General features: G+C 69.7%; 13 protein-coding genes. 5 read left to right on the top strand and 8 right to left on the bottom strand.

What is annotated here, in order from left to right:
- Positions 1–197: 197 nt before the first annotated feature.
- Both EDD27_RS49855 and EDD27_RS49850 read right to left on the bottom strand, forming a co-directional pair.
- Positions 198–1,184, bottom strand: coding sequence for a malate dehydrogenase (locus EDD27_RS49855; protein ID WP_127939719.1), 987 nt, complete (start codon positions 1,182–1,184; stop codon positions 198–200).
- 54 nt (positions 1,185–1,238) lie between these two features.
- The gene (locus EDD27_RS49850) at positions 1,239–3,263 is read right to left on the bottom strand and encodes a serine/threonine-protein kinase (protein ID WP_127939718.1); all 2,025 of its coding nucleotides are present in this window, start codon (positions 3,261–3,263) and stop codon (positions 1,239–1,241) included.
- Between the two features lie 136 nt (positions 3,264–3,399).
- Between EDD27_RS49850 and EDD27_RS49845 the strand changes: the two genes are divergently transcribed.
- Entirely contained in the window at positions 3,400–4,530 is a 1,131-nt protein-coding gene (locus EDD27_RS49845) for a saccharopine dehydrogenase family protein (RefSeq protein WP_127939717.1), read from the top strand.
- Here EDD27_RS49845 and EDD27_RS49840 read toward each other — a convergent pair.
- From EDD27_RS49840 to EDD27_RS49825, 4 genes are all read right to left on the bottom strand, one after another.
- Positions 4,527–5,549, bottom strand: a complete 1,023-nt coding sequence (locus EDD27_RS49840; protein WP_241564661.1) for a polysaccharide deacetylase family protein — start codon at positions 5,547–5,549, stop codon at positions 4,527–4,529. The two genes, EDD27_RS49845 and EDD27_RS49840, sit on opposite strands and share 4 nt — an antisense overlap.
- Before the next feature lie 134 nt (positions 5,550–5,683).
- Positions 5,684–6,898 (bottom strand): NADP-dependent isocitrate dehydrogenase, encoded by a 1,215-nt coding sequence (locus tag EDD27_RS49835; RefSeq protein ID WP_127939716.1) that lies wholly within the window; start codon positions 6,896–6,898, stop codon positions 5,684–5,686.
- Between the two features lie 53 nt (positions 6,899–6,951).
- The gene (locus EDD27_RS49830; RefSeq protein WP_164904146.1) at positions 6,952–7,254 is read right to left on the bottom strand and encodes a DUF3017 domain-containing protein; all 303 of its coding nucleotides are present in this window, start codon (positions 7,252–7,254) and stop codon (positions 6,952–6,954) included.
- A 48-nt stretch (positions 7,255–7,302) separates the two neighbouring features.
- A complete protein-coding gene (locus EDD27_RS49825) occupies positions 7,303–8,424 on the bottom strand; it encodes a citrate/2-methylcitrate synthase (protein ID WP_127939714.1) in 1,122 nt (373 codons plus the stop codon).
- A gap of 237 nt (positions 8,425–8,661) precedes the next feature.
- Here EDD27_RS49825 and EDD27_RS49820 point away from each other — a divergent pair, with 237 nt between their 5' ends.
- Positions 8,662–9,309, top strand: coding sequence for an FHA domain-containing protein (locus EDD27_RS49820; RefSeq protein ID WP_127939713.1), 648 nt, complete (start codon positions 8,662–8,664; stop codon positions 9,307–9,309).
- A gap of 180 nt (positions 9,310–9,489) precedes the next feature.
- On the opposite strand, the gene EDD27_RS49815 is transcribed toward EDD27_RS49820, so the two are convergent.
- Positions 9,490–11,022 (bottom strand): glycoside hydrolase family 10-like protein, encoded by a 1,533-nt coding sequence (locus EDD27_RS49815; protein ID WP_127939712.1) that lies wholly within the window; start codon positions 11,020–11,022, stop codon positions 9,490–9,492.
- Positions 11,023–11,112: 90 nt separating this feature from the next.
- Between EDD27_RS49815 and EDD27_RS49810 the strand changes: the two genes are divergently transcribed.
- Both EDD27_RS49810 and EDD27_RS49805 read left to right on the top strand, forming a co-directional pair.
- Positions 11,113–12,543, top strand: coding sequence for a glycoside hydrolase family 3 protein (locus EDD27_RS49810; protein ID WP_127939711.1), 1,431 nt, complete (start codon positions 11,113–11,115; stop codon positions 12,541–12,543).
- Entirely contained in the window at positions 12,528–13,403 is an 876-nt protein-coding gene (locus tag EDD27_RS49805; RefSeq protein WP_241564660.1) for a MurR/RpiR family transcriptional regulator, read from the top strand. Before EDD27_RS49810 ends, EDD27_RS49805 begins: the two co-directional genes overlap by 16 nt.
- A 217-nt stretch (positions 13,404–13,620) precedes the next feature.
- On the opposite strand, the gene EDD27_RS49800 is transcribed toward EDD27_RS49805, so the two are convergent.
- Positions 13,621–14,478: a bifunctional methylenetetrahydrofolate dehydrogenase/methenyltetrahydrofolate cyclohydrolase gene (locus EDD27_RS49800; RefSeq protein WP_127939710.1), complete on the bottom strand. Its 858-nt coding sequence runs from the start codon at positions 14,476–14,478 to the stop codon at positions 13,621–13,623.
- 219 nt (positions 14,479–14,697) lie between these two features.
- Between EDD27_RS49800 and EDD27_RS49795 the strand changes: the two genes are divergently transcribed.
- Entirely contained in the window at positions 14,698–18,846 is a 4,149-nt protein-coding gene (locus EDD27_RS49795; protein WP_127939709.1) for a glycoside hydrolase family 38 N-terminal domain-containing protein, read from the top strand.
- Positions 18,847–18,854: the final 8 nt, after the last annotated feature.

Below are 18,854 nucleotides of genomic sequence, written 5' to 3'. Positions count from 1 at the left end.
GCTTTACACCAAGGGTCACGAGGCTGATCTATGGTGCCCTCGTCGTGATGGGCAGCCTCCTCGCCGCCGCGGCTGTGATCTTCACGACCCCGCAGCCCGCTCCAGCCGTGGAACCGACGTCCTGCCCGGCGCGGACCGGGACCGCCTCCTCGTGAAAAAAGCCCCCCGCGTGGCGCGGGGGGCGTGCGGCGCGCTCGTCAGATGAGGCCGAGCTCCCTCACCGCGGTGCGCTCCTCCTCCAGCTCGCGCACGCTGGCGTCGATCCGCTCGCGGGAGAAGGCGTCGATCTCGAGGCCCTGGATGATCTCGAACGTGCCGTTCGCCGCGCGGACGGGGAACGACGAGATGAGGCCCTCGGGCACCCCGTAGGAGCCGTCGGAGACCACGGCGGCCGAGGTCCAGTCGGTCCCGTTGACCCAGTCGTAGACGTGGTCGATCGCGGCGTTGGCGGCCGAGGCGGCCGAGGACGCGCCACGGGCCTCGATGATGGCGGCGCCGCGCTTGGCCACCGTCGGGATGAACGTCTCCTTCAGCCACTCCGAGTCGACCTGCTCGGCCGCGACCTTGCCGCCGACCTCGGCGTGGAACAGGTCGGGGTATTGCGTCGCGGAGTGGTTGCCCCAGATCGTCATCTTCTTGATCTCGGTGACCGGGACCTGGAGCTTGGCCGAGAGCTGCGACAACGCGCGGTTGTGGTCGAGCCTGGTCATCGCGGTGAAGCGGTCGGCCGGCACGTCGGGCGCGTGCTGCTGGGCGATGAGCGCGTTGGTGTTGGCCGGGTTGCCCACGACCAGGACCTTGATGTCGTCGGCGGCGTGGTCGTTGATCGCCTTGCCCTGCGGGCCGAAGATGCCGCCGTTGGCGCCGAGCAGGTCACCGCGCTCCATGCCGGCCTTGCGCGGCATGGCGCCGACGAGCAGGGCGACGTTCGTGCCGTTGAAGGCGACGTTGGGGTCGTCGGTGATCTCGATGCCGGACAGCAGCGGGAACGCGCAGTCGTCCAGCTCCATCGCGGTGCCCTCGGCGGCCTTGATCGCCGGCGGGATCTCCAGCAGGCTCAGCTTGACCGGCACGTCGGCGCCGAGCAGCTGCCCCGACGCGATGCGGAACAGCAGTGCGTAGCCGATCTGGCCGGCGGCTCCGGTGACGGTCACCTTGACGGGCGCAGTGGCTGACGACGCCATGGCCTTCCCCTAACTCGCAGCAGGATTGTTGACGTTGGGGATGTTACTCCCTCGTCATCCGCAGGTTTCCATCGCGGGCTGCTCCAGCTCCGGCTTGAAGTCAACCTTGCCGAAATACTTGGCGATGAGCTGCTTGAGCGTGCCCCTGCTGTAGAGGTCGGCGATGATGCCGTTCACCGCCTTGCAGGTCTTCGCGTCGCCGTTCCTGATGCCGACGGCGTAGCGCTCGGTGCTCAGCTTGGCGCCGAGGATCTTGTAGCGGTGGTTCTCCCGGTTGGCGAATCCGGCCAGGATGAGGTCCTCACCGGGGACCGCGTCGATCTTGCTGCTCCTGAGCATGTCCATGCAGATGGCCATGTCACCGGCCGGCACGGGCTTGACCTTCACCCGGTCCTGCACCTCGCCGACGATCGGGCTGTTGGGGGCGCAGATCCTCTTGTCCTCGAGGTCCTCGATCGAGTCGATGCCGCTGCCCGCCCGCACCAGCACGTCGCGGTGCGCCACGTAGTAGGGACCCGCGAACTCGGTCGGGCCCTTGTCGACCGCGAAGGTCGCGACGACGAGGTCCACCCTGCCTTCGGCCAGCCCTAACGGCCGGTCGTCCCGGCTGACCCTGACGAACTGCGTGTCCGTGGCGCCCAGGCCTTGGGCGATGCGTCTGGCGATCTCGATGTCGAAGCCCTGGAAGTCGTCGCCGTTCTGCAGTCCGATGCCGGGCAGGTCGCCCTTGACGCCGATCACGATCTTTCCGGTCTGCGCGACCTTGTCGGCCACCGAGGCGAACGAGCGCGCGGGCTCCGTCGTCTCGGTCGGCTCGGGCGTCCGCTCCTGGAACAACAGCGCCGGCCAGCCGTTCACGGCCAGCGCCATCGCGGCGGCGGCGACAAGGGCGAGTGCGGTGCCGAACGCGACCCACAGTTTGGCGCGGCGGCGCCGCACCGGCCCTGACGGCTCCGTCATCGGGTACGGCGCCCGGCCGGCGTCCGATGGCCCGGCGACGCCACCCGACTCACCCGGCATCACCCTCACGGCTCCCTGGCCGGTCTCCCCTTGGCCGGTCACGGCTCCCTGGCCTGGAGCGGCCCCCTGGCCCGTCACGGCACCTTCCTGGTGCGCTGTGGGGCTGGACTGGGAGGGCACCAGCGAGGTGGAGCCCTGCTGCACCGGCTTGTCGGTGATCGACCCGGCCGACACCCTCATGAACGGCGTGGTGTCGTCGCTCGCCACCTGCACGCCCCGGGTCAGCACCGCCGTGGACGCCCCCACCGCGGTCGACTGCCCGAGCAGCCGCAGCAGGATCTGATCGGCCGACGGCCGCTCGGCGGCCGCCTTGGCCAGCGCGGAGCTCACCACGCTGCGCAGCGGCTCCGGCATCATGCCGACGTCGACCTCGTGGTTGAGAATCCGGTTGAGCACGGTGGCGATGGACTTGCCGTCGAACACGGCCTTCCCGGTCGCCGCGAACGCGATGGTCGCGCCCCAGGAGAACACGTCGGTGTACGGCCCGATGTCGTCGCCGGCGATCTGCTCGGGCGCCATGTAGGCGGGCGTGCCGATGGCCCGGCTGGTGATCGTGCCGGTGGAGTCGATGATCCGGGCGATGCCGAAGTCCACCACGCGCGGCCCGTCGGCGGCGATCAAGACGTTGTCGGGCTTGAAGTCCCGGTGCACGATGTGCGCGTGGTGGATGGCGGTGAGCGCGGTGGCGGTGCCGATCGCGAGCCGGTCGAGCGCCGTGCCGGTGATCGGGCCGTCGGTCTCGACGATCTCCCGCAGCGAGCGGCCGTCGATGTATTCGCTCGCGATGTACGGCGTGTCGCCGTCGAGATCGGCCTCTATCACCCTGGCCGTGCAGAACGACGCCACCCGCTGCGCCGCCTTCAGTTCCCTGGCGAAGCGCGACCGCGCGATCGTGTCACCGGAGAACTTCACGTGCAGCAACTTGATGGCGGCCCGCTCGCCGGCCTCGTTGACGCCCAGGTAGACGATGCCCTGCCCTCCCTCCCCGACCCGTCCGGACAGCCGGAATGACCCCAGGTGGGTGGGATCGCCGGCCATCAGCGGCGAGATCTGCGGCATTCGTCATCCCCACGTTTACGCCAACCCCATCGACGCAAACTTTACGACGCTCAGCAACCTCTCAGGGTTTCGTTAACCGTTCGTGAGGTCACGAATTGCCTTGCGCACGCGGCCGATCACGGGGAGGCTCGAGATCATGGACCGTCCCTACGACATCGTGCTCTTCGGCGCGAGCGGGTTCACCGGCGCGCTCACGGCCGCCTACCTCGCCCGTGCCGCGGGTCCCGGCACCCGGTGGGCGCTGGCCGGACGCGACCGGGCCAAACTGGAGCGGCTCGGGCTCGACGTGCCGATCCTGATCGCCGACGCGGCCGACGCGGCATCGCTGGCCGAGCTCGCCCGGCAGACGCGTGTCCTGGTCACCACGGTCGGCCCGTACATGACGCACGGCGGGCCGCTGGTCGCCGCCTGCGCCGAGGCGGGCACCCACTACCTGGATTTGACCGGCGAGCCCGACTTCGTGGACCGGACGTACCTGCGCCACCACGATCAGGCCGCCAGGACCGGCGCCAAGATCGTGCACGCCTGCGGCTTCGACTCCATCCCGTTCGACCTCGGCGTCCTGCACACCGTCAGTCTGCTCCCCGAGGACGTCCCGCTCTCGGTCAGCGGCTTCCTGCGGGTGAGCGGGCGCCCGTCGGGCGGCACGCTGGCCACCGCCATGTCGATGTTCGGTCGCGCCCCTCAAATGGCCGAGGCGGCCGCGCAGCGCCGGGCCGCCGAACCCCCACTGAAGGGACGCAAGGTCAGCTCGGCGCCCGGCGGCCTGCGGTACGTGGGCGGGTGGGCGTTGCCGATGCCCACCGTCGATCCGTCCATCGTCGGCTACTCGGCCCGCCTGCTCGATCGTTACGGCCCGGACTTCTCCTACCGCCAGCACTACGCCGTCAGGACACTTCCTCAGGCGCTGGGGACGGCGGCGGGCGCGGGCGCGTTCGCGGCGCTCGCGATGATCCCGCCGGCCCGCCGCCTGATCCAGAGCCGGTTGCGGCCGGGCGAGGGCCCGTCGCCTGAGCGGCGCGCGAGGAGCTGGTTCAAGGTCACGTTCCTGGGCGAGGGCGGCGGCGAGCGGGTGGTCACGGAGGTCGCCGGCGGCGATCCCGGCTACGACGAGACCGCCAAGATGCTCGGCGAGTCGGCCCTGTGCCTGGCCTTCGACGACGTGCCCGACCGCGCGGGACAGCTGACGACGGCCTCGGCCATGGGGCGGCCGCTCATCGACCGCCTCCAGCGCGCGGGCATCTCCTTCGTCAGGAAGGCCGGCTAATAGGGCAGGCTCCACTTGGTGAAGGCCTTACGCAGGTACGGTGACTTGAACTTCGGGTACGCCACCGTGCTGGCATCCCCGTCTGACGTGTACCGCATGTCCGGGTTGTTCTTCAGCCAGTCCAGCCAGGCGTGCGAGCAGAATTGGGCGCAGTCGCCCTTCTTCTCCATGACCTTGATGCGCGGGATGCCGGCCGGGTCGAACGCCTTGCTGAACGGCGCGGGAGCCGGCGTGTAGCCCGCCAGGAACGCTCCCTGGTGGTTGTAGTGCTTGCCGCGCATGGCCCAGTCCTTCTTACGCGGCTGGTTGCCGTACGGGAGGGCGATCGTGGCAGGCTTGACGGAGGACAGCGAGGTGATCTGCTGTCCGATCGTGCCGATCTGCTCCTCGACCTGCTCGTGCGAGCGCGTACGCAGGTCGAAGTGGTCGCGCGTGTGGTTGCCGATGTCGAACCCGTTGTCCTTCAGCCAGACCAGCATCTGGGTCTGCTCCTCGCGGCTGGTCTTGCCGAACATGTCGCGCGTCACGTAGAACGTGGCGACCGGACGGAAGCCGGGGTTCTTGGCGGCCACGTCCTGCAGGATCGCGACGGCCGTGTCCTTCTGAGGGGCGCCCATCTCGTTCAGCGTGAGCTGCGAAGGGGAGGAGTCGTCGAACGTCAGGACCACGGGGTGCTTGCCGGCCGGGATGTCGATCTTCCCGCTCACCAACTCGGCAGCCGTGATCGGCACGTAGTCTTCCTTGACCAGCCGCTCCAGGTCCGCGCGGAACTGCTGCGGCGTACGGTCGTCGGTCGTGGCCGGCTTCTCTATGACCCGGTGGAACATCAACACCGGGATCTGACCAAGCTCGTTGGCCTTCACCTTGGCCGCGGCCTTGGCCTTGGCCGCCTTGTCCACGACCTTGGCGGCCTTCGGCTTGGCGTCCGCCATCTTGGCGGTGTCGGGCTGCGAGTCGCACCCGGTCAGGAGCACCGCAACGGCCAGCACCCCTAGCCCACTGGAAATAGGCAGTCGCATTCGAACCCCCCGAGACGCGTACGACTGTTACGAGTGAGCTCTTACCCAGCTGATCAACTACGCCACGCCGCCGTACCGTCAAGACATAGGAAAAGGGCCGCCCGAGGGCGGCCCTTTTCGCAGCGGGAGGACGGTCAGGCCATCTTCTTCTTGAGGTTCTCGTCCAGCGCGGCCAGGAAGTCCTGGGTGGTGAGCCACTTGGCGTCGCCGCCGATCAGGAGCGCGAGGTCCTTGGTCATCTGACCGCCCTCGACGGTCTCGATGCAGACCTGCTCCAGCGTGTTGGCGAACTCCGTCACGGCGGGGGTGTTGTCCAGCTTGCCGCGGTGGGCGAGGCCACGGGTCCACGCGAAGATCGAGGCGATCGGGTTGGTGGAGGTGGGCTTGCCCTGCTGGTGCTGGCGGTAGTGGCGGGTGACCGTGCCGTGGGCGGCCTCGGCCTCGACGGTCTTGCCGTCGGGGGTCATCAGCACCGAGGTCATCAGGCCGAGCGAGCCGAAGCCCTGCGCGACCGTGTCGGACTGCACGTCGCCGTCGTAGTTCTTGCAGGCCCAGACGTAGCCGCCCTCCCACTTGAGCGCCGCGGCGACCATGTCGTCGATGAGGCGGTGCTCGTAGGTCAGGCCGGCCTTCTCGAACTCGTCCTTGAACTCGGTCTCGAAGACCTCGGCGAAGAGGTCCTTGAAGCGGCCGTCGTACGCCTTGAGGATCGTGTTCTTCGTGGAGAGGTAGACCGGGTAGTTACGGGCCAGGCCGTAGCGCATCGACGCGCGGGCGAAGTCGCGGATCGACTCGTCCAGGTTGTACATCGCCATCGCGACGCCGCTGCCGGGGAAGTCGTAGACGTCCAGCTCGATCGGCTCGGAGCCGTCCTTGGGGGTGAACGTCAGGGTCAGCGTGCCCTCGCCCGGGATTTTCAGGTCGGTCGCGCGGTACTGGTCGCCGAAGGCGTGACGGCCGACGACGATCGGCTTGGTCCAGCCGGGAACGAGCCGCGGCACGTTCTCCATGATGATCGGCTCGCGGAAGATGACACCGCCGAGGATGTTGCGGATGGTCCCGTTGGGGGACCTCCACATCTTCTTGAGACCGAACTCCTCGACCCGCGCCTCGTCCGGGGTGATGGTGGCGCATTTCACACCGACGCCGTACTTCTTGATGGCGTTGGCGGCGTCGATGGTGACCTGGTCGTCCGTCGCGTCCCGGTGCTCGATGCCGAGGTCGTAGTACTTCAGGTCAACGTCGAGGTAGGGAAGGATCAGCTGGTCCTTGATGAACTGCCAGATGATCCGGGTCATCTCGTCGCCGTCAAGCTCGACGACCGGACCCTCCACCTTGATCTTGGGCATGCGAATGGTTCCCCTTCAATGAATTGATGCGTTGAGGCTATCGGACCGCCAGGTCAACGGTCGAAAAGGGACAGGATGAGCGCCTTCAGCTGGTTGTTGTCCAGCAGGAGCGAGGTCAGGACCAGCACGAAGCCGAACACGGCAAGCGTGATGACGTCGGTCCTCTTGCTGCGGACGGACAACTGGCCGCCGTATCCCGCGAACCGCAGCGCGGCGGCGATCATGACGACAGCACCCAGCGCGAACCCGCCCCAGCGCGGGTCCACGAAAAAGATCGCGATCACGCCGACGACCGCACCCGCCAGAATCAGCGGGTACGGTCCCCAGCTCTCACGCCCAGTCCCTTGATCGCTCAACAGTCGCTCAACGCCCGTGCTTATGGTCGCGTTCGTGGCAAGCCTTGCTCACCGCTCCTCAATTGGCTTCCACTTCTGATCCGTCTCGCCGATGTATTCACTGTCGGGGCGGATCAAACGGTTGTCGGCATGCTGCTCGATGACGTGGGCCGTCCAGCCGGACATGCGGCTGATCGAGAAGACCGGCGTGAACAGGTCCGTCGGGATGCCGAGGTAGTGATACACCGACGCGGCGTAGAAGTCGACGTTCGGATAGAGGCCCTTCTCCTCGAAGACGACCTCCTCCATCTCCTTCGACATCCGGTAGTAGCGGTCGTCGCCCTTGGCCTCGGCCAGCTCCGCGGACATCCTGCGCAGGTGGGTGGCGCGCGGGTCCTCGGTCTTGTAGACGCGGTGACCGAAGCCCATGATCTTCTCGTGCGCGGCGAGCTTGTCGCGTACGGCCTGGGCCACCCCGTCCGCGGGGATCGACTCCAGCGTCTTCATGACCTGCTCGTTCGCACCGCCGTGCAGCGGGCCCTTCAAAGTGCCGATGGCGGCGACGATGGCGGAGTGCATGTCCGACAGCGTCGCGGCGCAGACGCGGGCGGCGAACGTGGAGGCGTTCATGGTGTGGTCGGCGTGCAGCACCAGGCACTCGTCGAAGATCTCGACCTCGCGCGGCTCGGGGGTGCGTCCGGTGACCTGGAGCAGGAAGTTCGCCGCGATGCTCAGCGACGGGTCGGGGTCGGGGACGCTCCCGCCGGTGCGGGCGGCGTGATAGCGGGCGACGAGCAGAGGCTGCTGGGCCACCAGCCGGGCGGCCTTGCGCAGGTTGGCGTCGGGGGCGATGGAGTCTTTGTCCGGATCGTCCGCACCCGACAGCGACACCAGCGAGCGCAGCGCCTCCATGGGTTTCTGTTTCTCGGCGATCTCGGCGATGTTCGCGGACACCAGGGCGCCGAGCTCCCTGCCCCGCGTCAGCTCCTCGCCGAAGGCATCCAGCTCCGAGCGGGTGGGCAGCTTGCCACGTTGCAGCAGGTGTGCGGTCTCTTCGAACGTCGCGCGGCCGGCCAGGTCATGGATGTCGTATCCACGGTAGAAGAGGCGACCGGCCTTTCCGTCAATGTCGCTCAGCGCTGTGGACGCGGCTACGACATCGGCCAGGCCTTTCGTGGGCTTGTCCGCCATGAGTGATTCCTCCGCTTATCTTCGTTCGAAGTCTACCCGTGAGCAGGCAAAACCGTCCGCAAAGGTCCAGACCAATTTCACGGCGGATTCTCCTTTCGGCAAAGGAGATTCCGCATCCCCTCGTTTGGGTAAGCCGGAGCTGTAGTAATAGTTACGGCGGGCTACCTGGGGAGGAACTGCCGTGCCCAGGAGGAGGCGTGCCGTTCATACGCTGCCTCACAAGGGGAGGAACCGCCAGTGGAGGGGCCGTTCATACGCATCGAGGACACCGGTGAGGTGATCCCGTTGCGCCCCGAGATCACGACGGTCGGGCGAGGCCGGGGTGTGGACATCCGGCTCACCGATCCCAGCGTCTCTCGACTCCATGCGGAGTTCGTCAGACGAGGACCCTACCTGTACGTCGTCGACCTGGGACTGTCCAGGAACGGCACGCGGGTGAACGGCAGGCCGATCGCCCGGAGGGTCCTCGACGACGGCGACGTCGTCTCGTTCGGTGCGGCGCGGGGCCGCATCGGCGGAGTCCCCCGTGAGGACTTCACCCCCGAGGTGGAGCTGCGCAGGGCTGCGGCGCCCGAGCTGACCAGGCGCGAGGTCGACGTGCTGACCTCGCTCTGCCGGCCGGCGCTGTCGGACGAGGCGTTCGTCGCGCCGGCGACCGCACGCGAGATCGCCGACGACCTGGTCGTGACCGAGGCCGCGGTCAAGCAACATCTGCTGCGGCTCTACCAGAAGTTCAGGATTCCCGAGGGCACCAACCGGCGCACGCGGCTGGCCAACGAGGTCGTCGCGCTCGGTCTGGTGCGCCCGACCCCTGTGGTGCCACCGCAGCGGTCATCGGGAGCCACGGCCGAGCAGGCTTCGGCGGCTGGGCGCAGGGCTTCATAGGGACTGGATCGCGACCGGGGCTTCGGCGAGGGGTTCCGGCAGCGTCGGAACCTGGACAACACCATGCTCGTGAGAGCGGCGAGCGCCGCGCGCCTTTCGGTGCACGGCGCCCGCCGGGCTCGGCAATGGCCGGCGACACGTGTGGGCGAAGCATGCTCACATGCGCGTCGCCGGCGGATGTCAGATGACCCGGAACCCGTTGCTGGGCCTGCTGGTCCGGTTGGCGCGGTCCACGGCCACCGCGTAGTAGTGGTCGCCGCTCTTGCCGTCCGGGTCGGTCCAGCGGATCTGCCGGTCTCCCGGCACGACGGCGACCAGGTTGCGGGCGTCGGCGAAGGCGCCCGCGGACGCGTGCCCGTCGAAGCGGAAGATCGCGAACAGGAACGGCTCCTCCCTGCCCGTGGCCACCGCCCGCACCTCGACCCCGCCGTCGCGGCGCAGCGCGTACGCCACCACCGGCCGCCGAGGCGGCTCCCCGTCCGCCAGCCTGGGCAGCACGGGCGCGAGCGCGGGCCGCTGGTAGTGCTCGCTGACGGCGGTGGTGATGGAGCCGATCCTGTCGACCTTGACGTCGTTGGCGTTGTACCAGATGTCGCCGCTGATCTCGGGGTGGTTCCTGTTGAGCGTCAGGTGGTTGGACAGCTCGGCGGGATTCTTCCACTCGGGCGCGGGCTGGGCGGGGTCGCCGGCCTTGTAGGCGGGCTGCCCGATCCACAGCAGCGTGTTCGTGCCCTTCGCCACGTCGGACCACCACGGCACGAGCTTGGAGTAGTCGGCCGGGGGCTGCCCGATGTACCAGTAGAGCTGCGGCGCGATGTAGTCCAGCCAGCCCTTCTTCACCCAGCCGCGGGTGTCGGCGTGCAGGTTGTCGTACGACTGCCCGCCGTTGGTGTCGGAGCCGAGCGGGTCGCCGGCCTTGTTGCGCCAGATGCCTGACGGGCTGATGCCCCAGGCGATGTCCGGCTTGCTCTCCAGGACCCGCTGCTGCATCTCCTGCACCATGAGGTCCACATTGTTGCGCCGCCATGAGGCCAGGTCGGGGAAGCCGGCACCATACTTCGCGAAGGCGGCGCTGTCATTGAAGGCCGTGGTGTTGACCGGGTAGAAGTAGTCGTCGAAGTGCAGGCCGTCGATGTCGTAGCGGGTGACCGCGTCCATCATCGCGTCCTGGCAGAACTTGCGGACCTCCGGCATGCCCGGGTTGTAGTAGAGCTTGCCGCCGAACGGCACGATCCAGTCGGGGTGCTTGCGTCCGGGGTGGTCGGGGTGCAGCTTGGCCGGGTCGGCCTGCATCGACACGCGGTACGGGTTGAACCAGGCGTGGAAGGCGAGGCCGCGCTTGTGCGTCTCCTCGACGGCGAACCCGAGCGGGTCGTAGCCGGGGTCCTGGCCCTGCGTGCCGGTGAGATATTGGGACCACGGCTCGTACGGCGAGGGCCAGAACGCGTCAGCGGTCGGCCTGATCTGCACGAACACCGAGTTGAGCTTGCGCTGCACGGCCACGTCGAGCCAGGCGAGGTATTCGGCCTTCTGCTGGTCGGCGGTCAGCCCCGGCTTCGACGGCCAGTTGATGTTGACGACGGAGGCGATCCACATGCCGCGCATCTGGCGCAGCGGCGGCACGTAGTCGGCCTGGGCGAAGGCAGGCAGCGGAACGGCGGAAGCGGCGGCGGCGAGGGCGAGACCCTTTAAGAGAGTCCTTCTGCTGGGCATGGGGGGTGGCCTCTCTGAGGAGGTGGTTGTATAGAGGGCGACAATGACAGAAAATTACCTTCAGATCAATATCGATGAAGGAAAATGCCGATGAGCCGTGACCTGTGCAGACTGGCGATGACGGTGCTGCATCCGGGGTTCGACGGGACCTCCGTCCCCGACTGGCTGCGCCGTGCGCTGGGTGAGGGTCTCGGCGGGGTCGTCCTGTTCGCCCGCAACGCCATCAACGCCCCCCTCGTAGGGCAGCTGCGGGCCGAGAACCCGGGCACCGTCGTCGCGATCGACGAGGAAGGAGGCACGGTCACCCGGCTGGAGGTCCTGTCCGGCAGCTCCTTTCCCGGCAACAGGGCGCTGGGCGTGGCCGACGACGTGGATCTCACCGAGCGGGTGGGCCGCCAGATCGGCAGGATGCTCGCCGAGCTCGACATCACGCTGAACTACGCGCCCTCCGCCGACGTGAACGCGAACCCGGCCAATCCGGTGATCGGCGTGCGCTCGTTCGGCCCGGCCCCTGACCTCGTCGCCCGCCATACGGTCGCCTACGTCAACGGCGTCCAGCGGGCGGGCGTGGCCGCCTGCGCCAAGCACTTCCCCGGCCACGGCGACACCGTCGCCGACTCCCACCTGGCGCTGCCCACCGTGCACGCCTCGCGCGACGTGCTCTTCGAGCGCGACCTGCCGCCGTTCCGGGCCGCGATCGGCGCCGGGGTGCGCAGCATCATGACCGGCCACCTGCTCGTGCCCGCGCTCGATCCGGAGGCGCCGGCGACGTTGAGCCGTACCGTGCTGACCGAACTCCTCAGGGGCGAGCTCGGCTTCGACGGGATGGTCGTCACCGACGCGATCGAGATGCGGGCGGTGGCCGCCATGTACACCCCTGGCGAGATCGCTGTGCGGGCGCTGGCCGCCGGCGCCGACGCCGTCTGCGTGGGGCTGTGCACCGAGGAGAGCCTGCACGAGATGCGCGACACGATCGTGGCGGCCGTGCGCGACGGGGTCCTGCCCGAGGAGCGGCTGGCCGAGGCGGCCGCCCGGGTGCTGGCGCTCTCCGGCTGGTACGCCGGCCAGGCCGCGCTCCGCGACAAGGCCCGCGCCGACGTCGACCCCGGCGTGGGCCTGGAGGCGGCCAGGGCCGCTCTGACCACGACCGGAACCGCCGTACTCGACCGCGGGCCGCTGGTCATCGAGGTCAACACCCGCCACAGCCAGGCCGTGGACCCGGCCACGCCGACCGGCGTCACGGCCGCGCTCACCAGGCGCCTCCCCGACACGGCCATGCTGAGGCTGGAACCCGACGGCAAGCTGCCGCCCTTCGACGATCGGCCGGTCGTGCTGGTCGTGCACGACGCCGCCCGGCACGCCTGGGTACGCGAGATCGTGGCCAAGGCCGTCGCGGCGCGGCCCGACGTGATCGTGGTGGACACCGGCATCCCCGGCCCGCCGGTCGGCGCCGCCCACGTCGCCACCCACGGGATCTCACGAGTGTCCGCCCAGGCGGCGGCCGAATGGCTGACCCGATGAGGGCCGCCGAGCCGGCCAACCCCGTCGCGGCCGTACGCGCCGTGCTGCCGTCGCTCACGCCGGCGGCCCAGTCCATCGCCCGCATCATCCTGGACGACCCGGGGCTGGTGGTCCGCAGCACGATCACCGAGTTCAGCGGGGTGTCAGGAACCAGCGAGGCCACGATCGTGCGGACGGCGCGGGCGCTCGGGTTCTCCGGGTATTCGCAGATGCGCTTCGCCTTGGCGGCGGCCGTGGCCAAGGAGCCCGAGCGGCTGGTTCCCGGGGACCTCGCGCCCGACGACCCGCTGACGGATGTGATCGCCAAGGTGGCGCGGGCGGAGTCGGAGGCGCTGGCCGACACGGCGGCCCAGCTCGACCCCGACCAGCTGGGCGAAGTGGTGGCGGCGATCTCGGCGGCGCGGCGGGTGGACGTGTACGGGGTGGCGGCGTCAGGGCTGGTCGCGGCCGACATGTCGCAGAAGTTGCTGCGGATCGGGCTGTCCAGCCACCCGTTCAGCGATGCCCACCTGGCGTTGACCAGTGCCGCTTTACTGCGGGAAGGGGACGTGGCGGTGGCGATCAGCTGCAGCGGGGAGACGCCCGACGTGCTCGTCCCGGCCCGGACCGCGGCGGATACTGGGGCGTTGGTCGTGGCGATCACCAACAATCCGCGGTCGGCGCTGGCCGAGCTGGCGGATCACACGCTGGTGTCGGCGGGGCGGGAGACGGCGTTCCGGCCTGGGGCGCTGGCCAGCCGCATCAGCCAGTTGCTGATCGTGGACTGCCTCTTCGTGGGGTTGGCGCAGCGGACGTACGACACCGCGGACGCGGCGATCCGGGCGACCCGGGAGGCGACGGACCGCTACCGGAACCGGTGACGCTCCGGGCCCCTGCGACTGCCCCGGTGCCCGCGATCCCGCCGGTCCGACATGACCGCAGTCAGTGGTGGCCGTCCTTGGGATGGGGAGGAGGGGCGGCGGCCCCTGGTGAGTCGTGGGCGACCTGAGGTGGGACGTTGACCGCGGCCACCGTGCGCCCGACCGGTCCCGGATCGGCGCTGCCGTGGACACCGATGCCTCGCCGTCGACGCTGGGTTCACCGAGCGCTCGTTTGGTGTTCCGCGGCCTCCACGACGTTCGAGAGCAGCAGGGCCCGCGTCATAGGGCCGACACCTCCCGGGTTGGGCGTGAGGAACCCCGCGACCTCCGCCACGTCCGGCGCCACATCCCCGGCGATCTTCCCGTTCACCCGGGAGACCCCCACGTCGAGAACGGCCGCGCCGGGCTTGACCATGTCGCGGGTGATCAGGTCGGGCACGCCCGCCGCCGCCACCACGATGTCCGCCCGGCGCACATGGCCGGCCAGGTCCTGGGTGCCGGTGTGGCAGAGCGTCACGGTGGCGTTTTCACTGCGGCGGGTCAGCAGAAGGCCCAGCGAGCGGCCCACCGTGATGCCGCGCCCGACCACGGCCACCTCCGCGCCCTTGATCGGCACGCCGTATTCCTGCAGGAGCAGCACGATGCCGTGCGGGGTGCACGGGAGCGGCGCCTCCACCATGTGGACGAGGCGGCCGAGGTTGACCGGGTGGAGGCCGTCGGCGTCCTTGGCCGGGTCCATGCGCTCCAGCAGGGCCATCGTGTCGAGGTGCTTGGGGAGGGGGAGCTGGACGATGTAGCCGGTGCACTCCGGGGAGGCGTTGAGCTCGTCGATGGCCACCTCGACCTCGGCCTGTGTGGCGGTGGCCGGCAGGTCGACGCGGATGGAGGCGATGCCCACCTCGGCGCAGTCACGGTGCTTGCCGGCCACGTAGATCTGGCTGCCCGGGTCGTCGCCCACGAGCACGGTGCCGAGGCCCGGAGTGATGCCGCGGTCCTTGAGCGCGGCCACCCGGGTGGTGAGGTCTGCCTTGATCTTGGCGGCGGTCGCCTTGCCGTCGAGTTTCACTGCGCTCATGCGTGACATCCTTCCATGCCGCCTCCCACCTCACGCACACGTGCTCCCCCGAGCGCCGCCGGAGTGCGGTACGCGAGCGGAGCTCGCAAGTTATCCACAGGGCCCAGGCAGCCAGGCCTAAGTTATCCACAGACCATCCTTGACATCGTTGTCATTGATCTCCGAAGGGCCTAGTGTTACGGGCGCCGGCATCATGCTGCTCCTCACGGAGGTCTCCCCTTGCCTGTCCGCCTGCTGTCCGCCGAGTCGACCGACCTGTTCGTAGGTTCCCCGGGCGAGCCGCACCAGGTGCTACGCGTCACCGTCGCCCAGGGAGAGCAGGACACCCCCCTGGAGCTGCGTGGCGAGGGCGTGCGACTGGCCGAGCCGGTGACCGTGCCCGCCACCGCCTCCGGCGCCCTGGAGATTCCCCTGGTCCTGACGGCGCCGCCCGGCGCCGCTCTGCCGTGCGTGGTGATGCTGGGCGAGGAGTCCCTGGAGGTCACGGTCACGGCCGAGGAGCCGGGCTGGACGATGCACATGGTGTCCCACTTCCACTACGACCCCGTGTGGTGGAACACCCAGGCGGCCTACACCAGCCCATGGGAGCTGCTCTCCGGCGACGCCACCACCAGGCCGCTCTGGGAGCGAAACGCGTTCGCGCTGGTCGAGGCGCACATCGAGCTGGCGCTGCGGGACCCTGACTACCGCTTCGTGCTGGCCGAGGTCGACTATCTCAAGCCGTTCTTCGACACCCATCCCGAGCGACGGGCCGATCTGCGCGCCCTCATGGCCGAGGGCCGGGTCGAGCTGATCGGCGGGACTTACAACGAGCCCAACACCAACCTGACCGGCGCCGAGAGCACGATCCGCAACCTCGTCTACGGCATCGGATACCAGCGCGACATCCTGGGCGGCGATCCGCGTACGGCGTGGCAGCTGGACGTGTTCGGGCACGACCCGCAGTTCCCCGGCTATCTCGCGGCCGCCGGGCTGACCGGCAGCGCGTGGGCGCGCGGGCCGTTCCACCAGTGGGGGCCGATCCACAAGAACTTCCAGCAGGCCAAGAACGACGCGACCATGATGCAGTTCCCGAGCGAGTTCGAGTGGATCTCGCCGTCCGGGCAGGGCGTGCTCACCCACTACATGCCCGCCCACTACTCGGCGGGCTGGTGGATGGACTCCACGCCCACGCTGGAGGATGCCTGCCAGGCGGTCCATGACCTCTACCGGGCGCTCAAGCCCGTGGCCGCGACGAAAAACATCCTGCTCCCCGTGGGCACCGACTACACGCCGCCCAACAAGTGGGTCACCGACATCCACCGCACGTGGGCGGACCGCTACGTGTGGCCGAGGTTCGTGTGCGCCACCCCACGGGACTTCCTCAACGCCGTTCGTGCTGACATGTCGCGTTTCAGCCCTCAAACCCGCGACATGAACCCCATCTACACCGGCAAAGACGTCTCCTACATCGACACCAAGCAGGCCCAGCGTGCCGCCGAGGTCGCCGCGCTCGACGCGGAGCGGCTGTCGGCGTTCGCCGCCGTGCTCGGCCTCGGCCGTTATCCGCACACGGCACTCGACAAGGTGTGGCGGCAGCTGGCCTACGGCGCGCACCACGACGCGATCACGGGTTCGGAGTCCGACCAGGTCTACATCGACCTGCTGACCGGCTGGCGGGAGGCCTACGACCTGGCCACGACCGCCAGGGACACCGCACTCGACGCCCTGACCGGCCGGATCGCGGTGGAGACCGCGAGCGTCGTGGTCACGAACACGCTGCCCTTCGCCCGCGACGGGCTGGCGCGGGTGCGGCTGCCCGCCGGCCACACGCTCGCCGGCGTGGCCGCCGTGGTGGAGGACGGCACGCTGACCTTCCTGGCCCGCGACATCCCCTCGATGGGCTGGCGCACGCACCGGGTGGTTCCCGGATCCCCCGCCACCTGGCAACCCGCGCCCGCGTCCGCGTCCGGCGTCATCACCATGGAAAACGACCGCTGGCGCATCACCGCGGACCCTTCCCGCGGCGGTGGCCTCACCTCGATCGTCGACCTGGCCTCGGGCCAGGAGCTTCTCTCCGGGCTCGGCAACGAGCTACGCCTCTACCACGAATACCCGCAACACCCGGACATGGGCGAGGGCCCCTGGCACCTCATCCCCACCGGCGAGGCCACGGGGTCGGGCGAGTCCCGGGCACTGACCGCCCGCGCGGAGACGAGCCCGATCGGACAGCGCCTCATCGTGACGGGCCAGGTGGGCGAGATCTCCTACGAGCAGATCGTGACCCTCGTGTCCGGCTCCGACCGGATCGACTTCACCACCCGCGTGCTCGACCACACGGGCGCCGACCGTCTGCTGCGCGTCCGTTTCCCCGCCCGCGTCGAAGGCGCGCTGCCCGTGTCGGACGTGTCGGGGGCCGTGGTGGGCCGCGGTTTCGCGCTCCCCGACGTGGACACGGCCGAGCATCCGTGGACGCTCGACAACCCGGCCAACACCTGGTTCGGCCTGTCCACCACCGCCAAGGTCGATCTGGGCGAGGCGGGCGCCCGGGCGCTGGGGGTGGCCGAGGTCGTGGTGCCGACGCCGGCCGACGCCCCGGAGGCACGCGACCTGGTGGTGGCGCTGGCCCGCGCCGGCGTGACCGCCACCACGTCCTCCGCCTCGGGCACCAGATACGGCTGGCTGGACGTCGACTCCAACCTGCCCGACGTACGCATCGTCGTGGGCGGCCCCGACATCAACCCCGTGGCCGCCGACGTGCTCGCCGAGGCCGACCCGGCCTACCTGGAAGCCCTGAAGTCGGGTGCGCCCCGCGTGTGGGTGCCCGCCGAGCGTCCGCTCCCGGAGGTGTGGCAGCCGAGCGCCGACCTGCGCGACCTCCGCGCCCTGCCCGCCCTGATCGTCGCCGGACCGGTCGCGGACCTGGTGGCCGACCTGGCCGACGCCACCATCGAGGCCGCGTGCCCGCTGGGGGCGGAGCGCCTGGAGGACCGTACGGTCGCGCTGCTGGCCTACGGCCTGCCCGGCTTCGCCGTCGACCCGGACGGGGCGCTGCACCTGTCGCTGATGCGTTCCTGCACGGGCTGGCCCTCGGGCATCTGGCTGGATCCGCCCCACCGCACGACCCCGGACGGCTCAGGCTTCCAGCTCCAGCACTGGACGCACGAGTTCTCCTACGCACTGGTCGCCGGCCAGGGCGACTGGCGTGCCCTGCGCCTCCCCGCCGCAGCCCAGGACCACATCACTCCGTTCCTGACCCGCACGCTGAACGCCCAGGACGGCGATCTCGCGCCGACCCACTCACTCCTCACCCTCTCCCCGCCCCGCGACGTGCTCCTGAGCACCATCAAGGCGACCGGCAACCCCCACGCCCACGGCCGGACGACCGAGCGCGACCATGGCCTGACGATCCGCCTGATCGAATCCACCGGGTTGGGGTCCCGGGTCACGATCGGCTCCCCGATCCTTCCGCTGGACGACCTCACCCATTCAGATCTGCTGGAACGCCCCGGCACCCCGGTCTCCGACCTCAACCTGACCGGCTTCGAGGTCGCCACCTACCTGGCCCCGGCCCCGCCCTCGCCGGAGGAACCCGAGCTCGGCCCCACGACCGAGCAGGCCCAACCCGTCTACAGCCGCTACTGGCTCCACAACAAGGGCCCGGCGCCGCTCGGCTTCCTGCCGATCTCCATCGCCATCAGCCCGGGCCTGGTCACGTCGGCGGAGGGCCCCTTCGAGGTGGAGGTGGTGGTCTCCTCCCACCTGACCGACGAGCCCCATGAGGGCATGGTCGACCTGCGTGTTCCCGAAGGCTGGACCGCCACCCCGGCCCGGCGCCCCGTCCGCCTGCCTCCCGGCGGCCACGTACGCTTCCCGGTCACCGTGACGCCTCCCCCGCAGGGCACGGGCCTGTACTTCGTCTCCGCCCGCACCTTCGCCGGCGGTCAGCTCATCGAGGACGTCACCACCGTGGCCGTGGGCGACGACATCCCCGAACTCCCCGTCTCAGGCCCACCCCCGGCCTCGGGCACCGCCGTCAAGGGCACCTCGTCGCCCGAGGCCCGCCCCACCGGCCTGTCGATCATCCCTGCCACGGACGCCCTCTCCCTCCGTCCTGGCGACCGCACCGCCCTGGTCCTGCGGCTCACCAACACCACGGCCGACGAGATCCGCGGCGAGTCCCAGCTGGCCTCGCCCTGGGGCACCTGGGCCCTGCTCCCCGAGGTCATCCAGGGCTTCACCGTGGCGGCAGGCGAAACAGCAGAGGTGTCGTTCCCGGTGGACGTGCCCGAGGACGCGCCGGCCGGCCACGCCTGGGCGCTCGCCAAGGTGATGTGGTACGGCCGCTGCCAATACACCCCGGCGATCCGCCTGGAGGTGACCCGGTGACGCCTCCG

The sequence above is a fragment of the Nonomuraea polychroma genome, assembly GCF_004011505.1.
GTDB classification, from domain to species: Bacteria; Actinomycetota; Actinomycetes; order Streptosporangiales; family Streptosporangiaceae; genus Nonomuraea; species Nonomuraea polychroma.
The sequence above is the reverse complement of the archived record's forward strand: the minus strand, read 5'-3'. Positions and strand labels throughout refer to the sequence as shown.